General features: G+C 71.9%; 11 protein-coding genes and 1 pseudogene. 4 read left to right on the forward strand and 8 right to left on the reverse strand.

Going from position 1 to position 14,874, the window contains the following annotated elements:
- The coding region (locus IE312_RS39520) for an AAA family ATPase (RefSeq protein WP_229899490.1) at window positions 1-1,206 on the forward strand (1,206 nt) is incomplete at its 5' end.
- Window positions 1,207-2,549: 1,343 nt separating this feature from the next.
- Here the strand turns inward: IE312_RS39520 and ggt are convergent.
- On the reverse strand, window positions 2,550-4,364 hold the full coding sequence (gene ggt, locus IE312_RS10665) for a gamma-glutamyltransferase (RefSeq protein ID WP_189980604.1): 1,815 nt from the start codon (window positions 4,362-4,364) through the stop codon (window positions 2,550-2,552).
- 109 nt (window positions 4,365-4,473) lie between these two features.
- On the opposite strand from ggt, the gene IE312_RS10670 reads away from it, so the two are divergent.
- Together IE312_RS10670 and IE312_RS10675 are read left to right on the forward strand one after the other, a co-directional pair.
- Window positions 4,474-5,217, forward strand: coding sequence for a hypothetical protein (locus tag IE312_RS10670; RefSeq protein ID WP_189980606.1), 744 nt, complete (start codon window positions 4,474-4,476; stop codon window positions 5,215-5,217).
- Between the two features lie 114 nt (window positions 5,218-5,331).
- Entirely contained in the window at window positions 5,332-6,897 is a 1,566-nt protein-coding gene (locus IE312_RS10675) for a CocE/NonD family hydrolase (RefSeq protein WP_189980608.1), read from the forward strand.
- A gap of 90 nt (window positions 6,898-6,987) precedes the next feature.
- On the opposite strand, the pseudogene IE312_RS39525 reads toward IE312_RS10675, so the two are convergent.
- The 6 genes and pseudogenes from IE312_RS39525 to IE312_RS10700 all read right to left on the reverse strand — a co-directional run.
- A pseudogene (locus IE312_RS39525) lies at window positions 6,988-7,143 on the reverse strand (amino acid ABC transporter permease); the annotation flags it as partial.
- Window positions 7,144-7,192: 49 nt separating this feature from the next.
- The gene (locus IE312_RS10680) at window positions 7,193-7,612 is read right to left on the reverse strand and encodes a DUF6278 family protein (protein WP_189980610.1); all 420 of its coding nucleotides are present in this window, start codon (window positions 7,610-7,612) and stop codon (window positions 7,193-7,195) included.
- 15 nt (window positions 7,613-7,627) lie between these two features.
- Entirely contained in the window at window positions 7,628-8,407 is a 780-nt protein-coding gene (locus IE312_RS10685) for an exodeoxyribonuclease III (RefSeq protein ID WP_189980612.1), read from the reverse strand.
- A gap of 35 nt (window positions 8,408-8,442) precedes the next feature.
- On the reverse strand, window positions 8,443-9,078 hold the full coding sequence (locus tag IE312_RS10690; protein ID WP_189980615.1) for an MBL fold metallo-hydrolase: 636 nt from the start codon (window positions 9,076-9,078) through the stop codon (window positions 8,443-8,445).
- A 38-nt stretch (window positions 9,079-9,116) separates the two neighbouring features.
- The gene (pcaDC, locus tag IE312_RS10695) at window positions 9,117-10,409 is read right to left on the reverse strand and encodes a bifunctional 3-oxoadipate enol-lactonase/4-carboxymuconolactone decarboxylase PcaDC (protein WP_189980617.1); all 1,293 of its coding nucleotides are present in this window, start codon (window positions 10,407-10,409) and stop codon (window positions 9,117-9,119) included.
- 32 nt (window positions 10,410-10,441) lie between these two features.
- A complete protein-coding gene (locus tag IE312_RS10700) occupies window positions 10,442-11,539 on the reverse strand; it encodes an IS110 family RNA-guided transposase (RefSeq protein ID WP_229899492.1) in 1,098 nt (365 codons plus the stop codon).
- Window positions 11,540-12,670: 1,131 nt separating this feature from the next.
- Between IE312_RS10700 and IE312_RS39530 the strand changes: the two genes are divergently transcribed.
- Window positions 12,671-13,759 carry a hypothetical protein gene (locus tag IE312_RS39530; protein WP_229899493.1) on the forward strand — a complete coding sequence of 363 codons (1,089 nt, stop codon included), beginning with the start codon at window positions 12,671-12,673 and terminating at the stop codon, window positions 13,757-13,759.
- Between the two features lie 277 nt (window positions 13,760-14,036).
- On the opposite strand, the gene IE312_RS10710 is transcribed toward IE312_RS39530, so the two are convergent.
- Window positions 14,037-14,874: SMP-30/gluconolactonase/LRE family protein (locus IE312_RS10710; RefSeq protein WP_229899495.1), on the reverse strand; the 838-nt coding region annotated here is incomplete at its 5' end.

Here is a 14,874-nt window from a genome sequence, read left to right on the forward strand (position 1 = left end):
GCGATGGAGCGCGAGACCGAACAGCTGGTCCGGGACAAGGACCAGGCGGTCGCCGACGAGGACTACGAGCAGGCCAAACAGCTGCGCGACCGGATCGCCGAGCTGAGGCAGCGGATCACCGAGGCGAGCGGCGGCGACCGGGCCGACGAGGGCCAGGACCTCGCGGTGACGGCGGAGGCCATCGCCGAGGTGGTGTCCCGGCAGACCGGCATCCCGGTCAGCCGGCTGACCCAGGAGGAGAAGGAGCGGCTGCTCGGCCTGGAGCAGCACCTGCACCAGCGGGTGGTCGGCCAGGAGGAGGCGGTCGCCGTGGTCTCCGAGGCGGTGCTGCGCTCCCGCGCCGGGCTCGCCAGCCCGCACCGGCCGATCGGCAGCTTCCTCTTCCTCGGCCCGACCGGTGTCGGCAAGACCGAGCTGGCCCGGGCGCTGGCGGAGGCCCTGTTCGGCAGCGAGGAGCGCATGGTGCGCCTCGACATGAGCGAGTACCAGGAGCGGCACACCGTCTCCCGGCTGGTCGGCGCCCCGCCCGGGTACGTCGGCCACGAGGAGGCCGGGCAGCTCACCGAGGTGGTACGCCGGCACCCGTACTCGCTGCTCCTGCTGGACGAGGTGGAGAAGGCCCACCCGGACGTCTTCAACATCCTGCTGCAGGTGCTCGACGACGGCCGGCTGACCGACTCCCAGGGCCGGACCGTGGACTTCACCCACACGGTCATCGTGATGACCAGCAACCTGGGCTCCGAGGCGATCACCCGGCGCGGTGCCGGCATCGGGTTCGGGCCGGGCGGCGCGGACGCCGACGAGGAGGCACGGCGCGAGCAGATCCTGCGGCCGCTGCGCGAGCACTTCCGTCCGGAGTTCCTCAACCGGATCGACGAGATCGTGGTCTTCCGGCAGTTGACGAGCGAGCAGCTGCGCCGGATCACGGACCTGCTGCTGGAGAACACCCGGCGGCTGCTGAAGGGGCAGGGCGTCGCGGTGGAGTTCACGAGCGCGGCCGTCGACTGGCTGGCCGAGCGCGGCTACCAGCCGGAGTACGGGGCCCGGCCGCTGCGCCGCACCATCCAGCGCGAGGTGGACAACCAGCTGTCCCGGCTGCTGCTGAACGGCACGGTCACCGAGGGCGGCCGCGTGACGGTGGACGTCAGGGACGGCCGCCTCCACTTCACCACCGACGAGTCCCAGCCACCCGCACCGGAGTTGTGACCACCACCGCTCCGGCCGGGCGTGAACACCACCCCGGCCGGACCGGCGTTCCCTGCGGCTCCCCGGGCGGAGTCCTGAGCGCGCGCTCCGTAAGGGTCAGCGCTCCGACCGGAGTCGTGAACGCGCCGTATCCATGAGCGGGCCGTGTCGGTGAGCACGCTCCCCGGAAGAGTGAGCGCCACCGCTCCGGCCGGGCGTGAACGTGGCCCCGGCGGGAAGCGGTGAGCTGCCGCGCCGGGCGGAGCCGTGAGCCCTGCCGGCCGCTCCAGCCGGAGTGTGAACGCTGTTCCGCCGGGACGGTGAGCCCTGCCGCGCCGGGCGGAGTCGTGAACGCGCCGTAACCGTGAGCGCACCGCGTCGGTGAGCACGCACCCCGAAAGCGTGAGCGCCACCGCTCCGGCCGAGCGTGAACGCTGCCCCGGCCAGGAGCAGTGAGCTGCCACCCCAGCCCGAGTTGTCAGCGCTCCGGCCGGGCGAGCACGCACTGCGCGCGCCCCGAAGGCGCGTGAGCGTCACCGCTCCGGGCGGGCGTCGCGCTGCCCCGGCCGGCAGCGGTGAGCGCTGCCGTTCCGGGCGGAGTCGTGAGCCCTGCCGGCCGCTCCGGCCAGAGCGTGAACACTGCCCCGCCGGGACGGTGAGCGCTGCCGCGCCGGGCGGAGTCGTGACCGCTCCGGCCGGGTGAGCACGCACTCCGGCCCCTGTGAGCGCGCCCTGAAGAGTGAGCGCCACCGCTCCGGGCCGGGCGTGAACACTGCCCCGGCCAGGAGCAGTGAGCCGCCGCTCCGGCCGGAACCGTGAACGCTCCGCCCGGGTGAGCACGCACTCCGGCCCCTGTGAGCGCGCCCCGAAGGGTGAGCGCCACCGCTCCGGCCGGGGCCGTGAACGCTCCGCCCGGGTGAGCACGCACTCCGGCCCCTGTGAGCGCGCCCCGAAGGGTGAGCGCCACCGCTCCGGGCCGGGCGTGAACACTGCCCCGGCCAGGAGCAGTGAGCCGCCGCTCCGGCCGGAGCCGTGAACGCTCCGCCCGGGTGAGCACGCACTCCGGCCCCTGTGAGCGCGCCCCGAAGGGTGAGCGCCACCGCTCCGGCCGGAGCCGTGAACGCTCCGCCCGGGTGAGCACGCACTCCGGCCCCTGTGAGCGCGCCCCGAAGGGTGAGCGCCACCGCTCCGGCCGGGCGTGAGCGCTGCCCCGGCGGGACCGCCGAACCCTGCGGCTCCGGGCGAAGTCCTGAGCGCGCGCTCCGTAAGGGTCAGCGCTCCGAAGGGTGAGCGCCACCGCTCCGGCCGGAGTCGGGAGCGCGCGCCCCGGCCGGAGCGGTGAGCGCCGGCGATCCGCGTGGGCGTTACCGTTCCGGGGTCACCACCATCGCGGAGCCGCCGCCGCGCCGTACCTTCTCGGCGGCGGCCAGCCATTTCCCGCCGGGCAGCCGCTGCACGCCGGTCGCCGCGCCGATCTCCGGGTTCTGCTTGAAGCTGTGCCCGAGGGCCTCCAGCCGCCCCCGCAGGGCGCTGTCGTACAGCGCCGGTTCCAGTTCGGTCTGGGCGGCGTTGCGCTGGCTGGCGCGCGGTGCGGCGATCGCGTCGACCAGCGGCAGCCGCCGGTCGAGGAACTCGGTGAGCGTCTGCAGCACGGTGGTGATGATGGTGGCGCCGCCGGGCGAACCCAGCGCCACCACCGGCTTGCCGTGCCGGTCCAGGACGATCGTCGGGGAGATGGAGGAGCGCGGGCGCTTGCCCGGGCCCGGCAGGTTCGGGTCGTGCACGGCCGGGTTGGCCGGGGCGAAGGAGAAGTCGGTCAGCTCGTTGTTGAGCAGGAAACCCCGGCCGGGGACGGTGATGCCGCTGCCGCCGGTCTGCTCGATGGTGAGCGTGTAGGCGACGACGTTGCCCCACTTGTCGGCGACCGTGAGGTGGGTGGTGTTCTCGCCCTCGTAGGTCGTCGGGGCGGCCGTACCGCCCTGGCCGCAGGCCGCCGGGTGGCGCGGGTCGCCGGGCGCGAGCGGGCTGGTGAGCACCGCGTCGTCCTTGATCAGGCAGGCCCGCGAGTCGGCGTACCGCTGGGACACCAGCTGCCGGGTGGGGACGTCCTCGAAGGCCGGGTCGCCGACCCAGCGCCCGCGGTCGGCGAAGGCGATCCGGCTGGCCTCGATGAAGTGGTGCAGGTACTGCACCTCGCTCGCCTTCGACAGGTCCGTGCGCTCCAGGATGTTGAGCGCCTCGCCGACGGTGGTGCCGCCGGAGGAGGAGGGCGCGATGGAGTACACGTCCAGGCCGCGGTACGACGTCCTGGTGGGCGCCTGGAGCTTGGCGCGGTAGACGGCGAGGTCCTTCTCGGCGAGCTTGCCGGGGCGGGCGTTCCAGCCGGAGGCGGGGTCCACGGGCGGCTTCTCGACGGTCCTGACGATGTCGTCGCCGATGTCCCCGCGGTAGAGCGCGCCGACGCCCTCGCGCCCCAGTTCCTCGTAGGTGCGGGCCAGTTCGGGGTTTTTGAACGTGGAACCGACCACGGGCAGCTTTCCGCCGGGCAGGAACAGCTCGGCGGTGTCGGGGAAGTAGCGGAACCGGGTCTCGTTGGACGCGGTCTGCGCGCGGAAGGTGTCGTCGACCGTGAAGCCGTCGCGGGCGAGCCGCTCGGCGGGCTTCAGCAAGGTGCCGAGCCGCTTGCTGCCCCACTCGTCCAGTGCCTTCTGCCAGGTGGCGGGGGTGCCCGGGGTGCCGACGCTCAGGCCGCTGCTGACGGCGTCGGCGAAGGCGAGCGGTTTGCCGTTCTCGGTGAACAGGTCCGCGCCGGCGCTCTGCGGTGCGGTCTCGCGGCCGTCGACGGTGTGCACCGTGCGGGTCCGGGCGTCGTAGTAGACGAAGTAGCCGCCTCCGCCGATGCCGGCGGAGTAGGGCTCGGTGACGCCGAGCGCGGCGGCGGTGGCGACGGCCGCGTCCACCGCGTTGCCGCCGTGCCTGAGCACCTCGATGCCGGCGGCGGAGGCGTCCGGGTCGACGCTGGCGACCGCTCCCCCGTAGCCGACGGCGACGGGGACCTTCGCCGGCGCCCTGTGCGCCGCCGTGCCGGCCGGCGCGGCGGGTGGCGCCGCCGCCCCCACCGACACCACGGCGGCCGAGACCGCCAGGACAGCCAGTTTCCGCGTACCAGGACGACCCATCCGTACCTCCTGTCGGGACAGTCCGCGAGAGGGTAACCGGATTGCCCGTCCTCCCGACAGTACGCCTGGGCCCGGTGGCCGTCGCTCCGGCCCGCTAGCATGCGCGGCCATGAACGACGACGTGCGCAACATCGTCCTGGGGGTCGTGGCCGCGGGTATATCCGCCGCTCTGGGCTGGCTGGCCCGCACGTATCTGTGGCGGCGCAGACTGCGGCGCAAGCAGGCCTTCTTCGGGCTGCCCGACCACGCCGAGTCGCTGCTGGTGGTCAACCGCAAGGCGGACGGCCCGGAACTGTCGGTGATGCGGTACGACGTGTTCGCCCTGCTGGAGCTCGCCGCGCTCGTCAAGGACTGCAACGCCCGCGTGCAGATCGTGGCGCACGACGCGACCCGGCAGGGTTTCGGCGAGCGGACGGAGTTCTGTGTCGGCGGCCCCTACTCCAATCGCCGTACGGCGGCCCATCTCTCCTCGCTGCTGCCGGGTGTGCGGATGAACACCGGGGATGCGGCCGGTCCGGAACCGGGCGTCCTGCGGATCGGCGCGGAGGAGTACCGCCTGGAGCGCGGCCGGAGCGAGTACGTGCTCCTCGCCCGGCTCACCGCGGAGGGGCGACCGGACGCACGCCCGGTGTTCCTCTTCTGCGGCCAACGGGCCATCACCAACCAGGCCGCGACCCGTTATCTCGCCCGCGAGCACGAGCGGTTGGCCCGCAAGTACGGCGGCGGTCCGTTCGTGCTGCTGCTGAAGGTGGTCAACTCCGAGGCGTACGGCCCCGATGTGGTGGAGCTGGTGGCGGATGTGACGCGGACGGCGCGGACGGCGCTCCCGGAACCCGCAGCCGACGGTGCGTGACGCGAGTGACGCTTCAACAATCTTTACTGGTACGTAACTTACCGACGGGTTACTTGCGGTAAGGGTGCGCGGTTACCGTCGGGTCACTTTGCACGGACAAGTGAGGAGTGACCCATGGGACAAGGTCGTACCGCGCTGCGCGCCTGCGCCGCCGGAGCCGTCTCGGCCGCGCTGGTCGCCGGCACGGTCGTCGGTCTGGCACCGGCCGCCGCGGCGGACCCGGACGTCCGGTTCGTCGACATCGCCGGCGACGGCGGCACCGTGCTGAAGGCCAACGTCCTCACGCCCCGGGGCGCCGACGGCACCCGCAGCTACCCGCTCCTCGTGCTGCCCACGAGCTGGGGCCTGCCGCAGGTCGAGTACCTGGCCCAGGCTCAGCAGCTCGCCGACGCCGGCTACGTGGTGCTGACCTACAACGTGCGCGGCTTCTGGCAGTCCGGCGGCGAGATAGAAGTAGCCGGTCCGCCCGACGTGGCGGACGCCTCCAAGGTCATCGACTGGGCCTTGGCGCACACCCCGGCCGACCCCGGCCACATCGGCATGGCCGGGGTGTCGTACGGCGCCGGGATCAGCCTGCTCGCCGCCGCCCACGACAAGCGGGTCAAGGCGGTGGCCGCGCTCAGCGGCTGGGCCGACCTGATCGACTCGATCTACTCGGGCCGCACCCAGCACCTCCAGGCGGCGGCCGTGCTGGACGGCGCGGCCGGCCTCACCGGCCGCGAGAGCGCCGAGCTGCGCACCATCTTCGACAACCTGTACGCCTCGGACCTGACGACGGAACAGCAAATGATCGACTGGGGGCGGAAGCGTTCCCCCGCGACCTACGTCGACCAGCTCAACAGCAACGGCGCCGCCGTCATGCTGGCCAACGCCTGGGGTGACACGGTCTTCCCGGTGAACCAGTACGCCTCCTTCTACGAGAAGCTCACCGGCCCCAAGCGGCTCGAACTGCGCCCCGGCGACCACGCGACCGCGGAGCTGACCGGTCTGTTCGGGCTGCCCAACGACGTGTGGACGGACACCCGGCGCTGGCTCGACCACTACCTCAAGGGCGCCGACAACGGCGTCGACCGTGAGCAGCCGGTCCGGCTGAAGTCCCGTGGCGCGGGCGAGTACGAGGGCTACCCGGACTGGAAGTCGGTGACCGCGGCCCGCGAGAAGTTCGCGCTCGCGGGCTCCCCCACCATCCATGCGAACGTCGACTCCGGCGCGGACGGCGGGATCGTCTTCCTCTCCAGCATCCTGGACCAGGTCGCCCAGTTGCCGCCCATGGCCTCGATGCCGCTGCTGCCGCGCCGCTGGGCGGCCGTGTGGCAGTCGGAGCGGCACGGAAACGTCCAGCGGGTGCGCGGCACGGCGAGCCTGCACACCACGCTCACTCCCACCAAGGAGAGCGGCACGTTCATCGCCTACCTGTACGATGTCGGCCCGCTCGGTGTGGGCAAGTTGGTCACGCACGCGCCCTACACCTGGCACGGGCGGACGCCCGGCGAGCCGTTCGCCGTCGACCTGGACCTGTTCTCCACGGCCTACGACGTCCCCGCCGGGCACCGCCTCGCGCTGGTGGCCGACACCGTCGACCCGCTCTACGCCGAGCACAACCCGTCCGGCGCGCAGCTGACCTTCTCCTCGCCCGTGGACGACCCGTCGTACGTGTCCGTCCCGCTCGGCGAGCAGTGATCTCCGGCTGCCGCCGGACGAGCCTGGCCCGTGTCAACTGCCGCCCCCCTCACGGTCGCGGGGCCGTGGGGGGTACCCCACCCGGCGGCAGCGCCGCTCACGGCGGGGCACCCGGTCGGCGTACCACGTAAGCGGCGTGCTCATCCCGATGCGGTGCGGCGAGTTCACCGTCACCACGGGGATGAACGGCAAATCGTAGTCGAGATCGGATGCGCCGGGCTTCCCGGGACGGAGGAACTCCGGGAAGCGGCACCGCGGAAGCCGTCGCAGCGGGCCGGCCGGCCGTGCGGTCCGGTCAGCTCTCGGCGATCTCCGCGTACAGCTGGGACAGCTCCGGGACGCCGCTCACCGCCCACTCCTGGCCGGCCGGCACCACCTCCACGGCACGGCCGGAGGCGAGCCGTACGACGGGTTCACCGTCGGACCGGATCTGCCAGGCGGCGCCGGGCACGGTGCGCACCACGACGGTGCCCAGGTACAGCCCGGCGTCGTGGCCCAGCCCGGGCAGCGTCTCGGGGTCGTCCCGCCAGCGGGGCGCCATCTGGTCCAGGGCCTCCAGGGAGGCCGGGGTGTCGTCGAGGCGGACGCCCGCGCGGGCCGCCTGCGCGCGCAGCAGGTCGCACTCGGACAGCAGGGCTGCGACCGCCTCGGGGTCGGCGGGTGGCCGCGCCTCACCGTTCTTCTTGTGCCGGGCGCCCGGGAACGGAAGGTGCATGGACCCAGCGTGGCATCACACGTCCAGGTCGACCACCACGGGTGCGTGATCGGAGGCGCCCTTGCCCTTGCGCTCCTCGCGGTCGACGTAGGCGTCCTTGACGGCCTGGGCGAACGGCCGGTTCCCGTACACCAGGTCGATGCGCATGCCGCGGTTCTTCGGGAAGCACAGCTGGCGGTAGTCCCAGTACGTGAACGGCCGGTCGTACTTCAGGGGGCGCGGCACCACGTCGTCCAGGCCGGTCTCGCGCAGGGAGGCGAGGGCGGCGCGCTCGGCGGGCGTGACGTGGGTGGAGCCCTCGAAGACGGCGGGGTCGAAGACGTCGTCGTCCGTCGGCGCCACGTTGTAGTCGCCCAGCACGGCGAACGGGCGGGTGCCCCGCGCGTCACCGGACACGGCGGCCCGCAGAGCCTCGAACCACTCGAGCTTGTACGCGTAGTGCGGGTGGCCCACCTCACGGCCGTTCGGCACGTACACCGACCAGACGCGGACCGGGCCGCAGGTCGCCGCGACGGCGCGGGGCTCGGTCACGCCGTCGTAGCCGGGGTCGCCGGGCAGGCCCTTGACCACGTCCGCCAGGCCCACGCGGGAGAGCACCGCCACGCCGTTCCACCGGCCGGTCGCGTGGACCGCCGCCTCGTAGCCCAGCTCGCGCAGCTGGTCGAACGGGAACTGCTCCTCGGCGATCTTGGCCTCCTGGAGGCAGAGCACGTCGGTGCCGCTGCTCTCCAGCCAGGCCAGCAGCCGGGGAAGGCGGGCGGTGATCGAGTTCACGTTCCAGGTAGCGATGCGCATGCCCCACAACCTACCCGGAGCCTGTGACAGCGGGCTCAGACCTCCGTCCACGCCCCCGGGGAGAGCCGCTGGTGGTCGGTGCCGCCCAGGCGGCCGATGTGAGCCTCGTAGAGGGGCAGGGCGAGGTCGGCGAGCAGGGCGTCGTGGACGTCGTAGGCCCGGCGCGGGGCGACCTCCCGGACGTAGTCGATCACCTCGGCGATCTTGCTCCAGGGGGCCATCACGGGCAGCATCAGCGTCTCCACCGGCCGGTCGGGCACCGTGAACGCGTCGCCGGGGTGGAAGACCTTCCCGCCGTCGACGAGGTAGCCGACGTTGGTGACGCGCGGGATGTCCGGGTGGATCACCGCGTGCAGTTCGCCGTGGACCTGGACGTCGAAACCGGCGGCGGTGAAGGCGTCGCCGTGCCCGACGGTGTGCACGCGGCCCGGGAAGGCCGCCGTGAGCCGCTCGGCGACGGACTTCAGCGTCCAGATCCCGGCGGCCGGGTTGTGCTCCAGGGCGGCCCGCAGCCGCGACTCGTCGAAGTGGTCCGGGTGCTCGTGCGTGACCAGGATGACGTCCGCGCCCAGCGCGGCGTCCTCCTCGCTGAAGGCGCCCGGGTCGATGACGAGCGTCCGCCCCTCCTTCTCGAGGCGGACGCAGGCGTGGGACTTCTTCGTGAGCTTCATGGCTCCCCATCCTGCCGTCTTCGGCCGCCCGGCACGGACTACCCGGCCGGTGTGGTCTCCTCCCGGATCACCTGCTGGGCCACCCGGAACGCGCTGTTCGCGGCCGGTACCCCGCAGTAGACGGCCGTGTGCAGCAGCACTTCCTTGATCTCGTCCGGGGTCAGCCCGTTGCGCAGCGCCGCCCGGGTGTGGGAGGCCAGCTCCTCCAGGTGACCGCCGGCGACCAGCGCGGTGAGCGTGATGCAGCTGCGGGTACGGCGGTCCAGGCCCGGCCGGTCCCAGACCTCCCCCCAGGAGTAGCGGGTGACGAACTGCTGGAAGTCCCCCGAGAACGCGTCGGTCTGCGCCAGCGTCCGGTCCACGTGCGCGTCGCCCAGCACCTCGCGGCGGATCTTCAGCCCGGTCCGGTACCGGTCCGGCGCCCCCTCGGGCCGGGCCGGTACGGCCGCCGGGGCGATCTCGGCGACCGGCGCGGCCTGCGGCTGCGCGGCGGGGACCACGGCGGCGGGGGCGGCGGCCGGCAGCACGGTCTGCCCGGTGTCGAAGGGCTGCTGCCAGGCGGTGGAGAAGTGGTGCACGAGCAGGTCGGTGACGGCGGCGGGCTGCTCCACCGGCACCAGGTGGGAGGCGCCGGGCACGACCGCGAGCCGGGCATCGTGAATGCCGGCGACCAGGGTGCGCGCCTCGGCAGGGCCGGTGACCTGGTCGTCGGAGCCGACCAGCACCAGGGTCGGCACCCCGACCCGGCCCAGCTCGGGCCGTACGTCGAAGGCGGCGAGGGCCTCGCAGGCGGCGATGTAGCAGCCCGGGTCGGTGGTGCGGACCATCTGCACGGCCCACTCGGTGATCGCGGGCTGGGCGGCGGCGAACCCGCCGGTGAACCAGCGGTCGGGCGCGCTCCGGGCGATCGGGTCGAGCCCGTTGGTGCGGACGACCACCCCGCGCTGGCGGAACTCGTCCGCGGTGCCGAACCGGGGCGAGGCCGCGACCAGGGCGAGCGAGGCCATCCGGGCGGGGTGGCGCAGGGCCAGCTCGATGCCGATCGCACCGCCCAGCGCACAGCCCGCGTAACCGAACCGCTGCACGCCGAGCGCGTCCAGGGTGGCCAGCAGCCGGGCGGCCAGCTCGGCGACCGACCCGGCCGGACGGGCCGGCGCGCCGCCGTGACCCGGCAGGTCGAAACGGAAGACCCGCCACTGCTGGGCCAGCTCCGGCACCTGACGGTCCCACATGTGCCATGTGGTACCCAGTGAGGGACCCAAGATCAGGACCGGAGCGTCTTCTGGCCCGTCAAAGCGGTATTGCAGGGTGTTCGGGGGTGTCTCACTCACGCCCCAGACCCTCTCACGTCTCACGGACGCCCCTATGACGCGGGTGTGCGGACAACCGGTCTGACCAGGTTGAACACCTCGCGGGCCGCATATCGCTTCAGGCATCGGATGATCTCGCGTCGGGTCTTGCCTTCCTGGGTGCGGCGTTCGTAGTACGCCTGGGTGCGCGGGTCATGGCGCAGGCGGGTGAAGACGATGCGGTGCAGGGCCGCGTTCGCTTGCCGGTCGCCGCCGTGGTTGAGCCGGCGTGTGCTCCGCCGGCCCGAGGAGTACTCGATGGGGCTGACTCCGCAAAGGGCAGCAAACGATGCCTCGGAGTTCAGCCGCTCGGGGTTGTCGCCCATAGTGATCAGCAAGGTGACGGCGCTGTCTGGGCCGATGCCCACCGGTTCGAGCAGCTGTGGGGCGTGGCGTTCCACGAGCCGGGTCAAGCGTTGGTTCAGCTCGTCGATCTGAGTAGTGAGTTGCTCGATGCGCTCGGCGAGCATGCGCAATGTCAGGTGGGTGGCCTGGGCCACCGCTTCCTCGTCTCCCCCACCACCGGATAGGCCGAGGCGTGCGCAGGTGCGGAACAGCTCGGCATTGCCCAGGCTGGACAGCTGGTCCCGCAGGGCGGGGTCGGCGATGACCAGGACGGCTTTGAGCTGGTTGATCGCCTGGGTACGGGCCTTGACCGCGGAGTCCTTGGCGAGTTTCAACATCCGGGCGCTGTGCACCGGACCGTCGCCGGACTTGGCCCGGGCCCGGGCGCGACCGCTGAGCACGGCCCGCGCGGCGGCCTGAGCGTCGAGCGGGTCCGACTTCCCGAGCAGCCGGCGGGCCGACCGGTCGGGCCGGTTCACCTCGTACACCTGGATCTGCTGCGCCAAAAGGTAGCGGGACAGGCCCGCGCCGAAGGTACCGGCGCCCTCCACCCCGGCCCGGCGCACCGTTCCCCGCTTGCGTGCCCACACAAGCAGCTGCCGGTAGCCGGCCGCCGTCGCCGGAAAGGACTCGGTCCCCAAGATCTTCCCGAGCGGGGAGACCACGGCGGCGACATGCACCTCGCCGTGCGTGTCCACACCCAGGACGACCTCGCGCCGAACGGGAGGATCCGTGCTCGAGGAGGTGCTGCGCTGTCGGCTCGTCATGATGGTTCGCCTCCCGCGTGGTGACGTGCTGGGTGGATGGCACCGGCCCGCATGGGCGGTCTGAACCGTGATGGCGCCTGGAACGCGGCAAGGCCCCTATTGGGACACGCCCTGTGGCTCGGTACCAGCAGGCGCCATCCCGCAACGACGGTCGACATGCCCGTGACTGGACACTTCGGTCATAGATCTCATGAGTCAGACCCCCGCCCGGGACGGCAGTGTCCACCGTCCCACTGATGTCGGTACAACGGCATGACTCGATCGCCGCCGGACGACTTTGTCGGAGCTGGCACTCAACCTGGCTTGGACGGGCTGACAGCGAGTCGGGTTCTCGGCCACCCGTGACCGGCATTGACGGAGAGTCCTTGGGCCGGCTGACCGGCCCTGCGGTCGGGTAGCTACGGCAAAGGAACAGTAGCGTTGAGTAGTTGCTGTAACTAAGCGTGATGGGCGAGGGGCCTGTCGGGCGAGCACCGCCGGCGAGGCCAGCGCCGCGAGGGACCACGGGGTCATACCGTCGCAGTACAGACGAAGCCGAGGTCGGTCAGTCCTTTGGCCTGGCAGAGTCGGTTGGAGGCACCGCCGGCGGTGGTCTGCAGGAGCTGGTAGTCCGGTGTCGGGGACCAGCGGAAATCTCAGGAGTCACAGCCCGCCGCAGGACAGCACCCACCTACCGTTCTGCGTCTATCCGGCTTGCAGCCACGTCAGCTCGCTCGTTCGGACGAATCGAGTCGAAGCGCCTGTCGCCTGCCAACGGAACTGGCACCATGCCGCCGTCGTACGTCACTGCGAGTCGAAGGCGGACCATTGGAACGGCGGGTCAATGAGCGGCAGCTCTCGGTGTTGCAGTGGGTGGAAGCCGGGTGCCCTGTCGGCGTATGGGAGACCAACTCCTACAAGACCACCTGTCAGGCACTGCACAACCGGGGCCTGGTAACGGTCTCCCGGAAGGCCGGGCAATGGAGCGTCGCCCTGACGAGCGCCGGCCAGCACTACCTGGCACACGGCACATACCCTCCCCGCGGATCACGCCCGCGGAAGCCCCAGGCCGCCGCTCCACGACCCCAGTCCACCCGAGCGCAGGCAACTCAGGCCGCCCTGCGGAAGCCAAGCCCTCCCTCACAGCCTCGTGTGACGCTCACGGAGCAGCTGTTACAGGAGCTCGCGAAGGCCGGCGGCCGAATCGTCAAGAGCGGTAGCGGTCCCGACTTGGAGAAGTGGCCGTCCCGCGTCGCCGCCGCACGCAGATCCGGAAGAATTCCGGAGACGAAGGAGCTGTACGGAAACTGGTGCCGCGACGGGTACGAGATCAAACTCATCGACATCCCGGCCTGGCGCCTTGCCGTCCTCGACCCCGTCCCCGTGCCCTCGCGGCTCACCCGGCCGCACACCGTTATCCGGGCCATGCAGAACGAGCGCCAGCCGCTCGGCCTGACCAAGCCCGTCCAAGGACGCGCTCTCCGCCTCATCCAGGCACTGATCACCGCCGCCGAGGCCGAAGGACACACCTGCTCAGCCGGGCAAACCGGCTTCGCACCCCCACCGCATCGCCGCCGCAGGGCACATCCCCACTTCACCATCACCGCACAGGGCCAGCCCGTGGGGTTTCTCGTCCTCCAGGAACAGGACCGAGCCGAGCACATCGCAACCGAGAAGGAACTCGCCGACGCCAAGAAGAACTCCTGGGTCAGGATCCCCCGCTTCGACTACACCCCGTCCGAACGCCTCCGCTTCATCATCAGCGGCGGCCAGCCACACCGGGCGAGCGAATGGGCCGACGCTCCCGGCCACCCCCTCGAAGAGCAGCTCGCCGAGATCGCACAGGAGCTCACCCTCCGCGGTGAAGCCGCCGAACGCAGACGCCAGGACGAGGCCGAAGCGGCACGCCAGAAGCGCATCCGCTGGGAAGCCGCCATGGAACAAGCCCGCATCCGGTACGCGGAGGCGTACCGCGTCAGGCACCTCGAAGCCCAGGAAGCGGCATGGCGCCACGCCACGCGGCTGACCGAGTACGTGAGCGCGGTACGCACGCGAGTCGAGGCCATGCCACCGGGGCAGACCCGAACCGAAGCCGAAGCATGGATCAGCTGGGCAGCAGCCACCGTGGAGCGCCTCGACCCACTGAACACACCGCCCCGGCTGCCCGACATTCCCAACCCACGGGCCGACGACCTGAAACCCTTCCTCGGGCACTGGAGCCCCTACGGCCCCACCTACTGAACGCCTGCTTACAAAGACGTCCGCCCCCGGAATACGGGGCAGCGCGACAGCCGCCGTCATCAGCGGCGCCTGGACTCGGAGATGTCCATTTTCACCGTGATCGCTCTGCGTTGGCTCTCGTCCTGCGGGACCACGGGGAGCGGGAAGGGCGGTGGTGGAGGACGAGCAGCGCCAGGGCCCCGGTCGCTGCGGACGAGGCGAGGGTCCCGCATGCACGAAACCGCGACTCCGGGGCCCTTCGCGACAGGCTCGTGGAGCGTAGGGCTTTGCGGGCCCCTCAGTGGTGCCGAGGGTGCGCGTCGAGTGCGTCGGCATTGATGGTCGCGCGCTGCAGTTTCGCGTCGTGGGGTGTGGCGAACCCGGCGTCGGCGATGTACAGGCGGTTGCCGCGTACGGCGGTGGTGGTGGGTGAGGCGAGGCCGTCGCCTGCGGTCAGGGCGGTCTGGGTGGTGCCGTTCGGGTGCACGACGCTGACCCTGTCGGCCGGGTCGTTCTGCGCGGCGAGGACGGTGTCGGAGCGGTTGCCGGGGAAGGAGAAGTCGTCGGCGTCGGGCAGGTTGTCGGTGACGGTGTGGATGGGGCCGGGCGTTCCGTGGGCGGTGACCGGGATCCTCAGCAGCGTGCCCCGGTTGAAGTTGCTCGCCCATACGGCGCCCTTGTGGAAGCGGAGGCCGTTCACGCCCAGCTTCAGGGATGCCTCGGGGTCGGGGGCGAGTGCCGGGCCGGTCAGCCAGACCCTCGCCGGCCCACCGGAGACGGGTATGGCCCACACCGCGCCGTTCAGGCTGTCGGCTGCGTAGAGGGTGTGGTCGGTCGGGTCGATGGCCAGACCGTTGGGCAGACTGCCTGCGGGCAGGGCAGCCATACGCTGCGGGCGGCCGTACGGGGGCAGTTTCCACGTCCCGTTCCGGGAGGCGTCGTCGGACACCATGTTGTAGTAGACGGTGCCGTCGCTGCCGCGGGTGTTGCCGGTGATCTGGTCGTCCTGGTGTCCACCGGCAAGGGTGGTGCGGTGCCCGGACGAGGTGATCCGTATCAGCTTCGGCGGCTTGTGCGCGGGCGCGCCCAGCATGGACACGGTCAGGGAGCCGTCCGGGTTGACCGTGATGTTCTCG

This window comes from Streptomyces capoamus, assembly GCF_014654935.1.
GTDB lineage: Bacteria > Actinomycetota > Actinomycetes > Streptomycetales > Streptomycetaceae > Streptomyces > Streptomyces capoamus.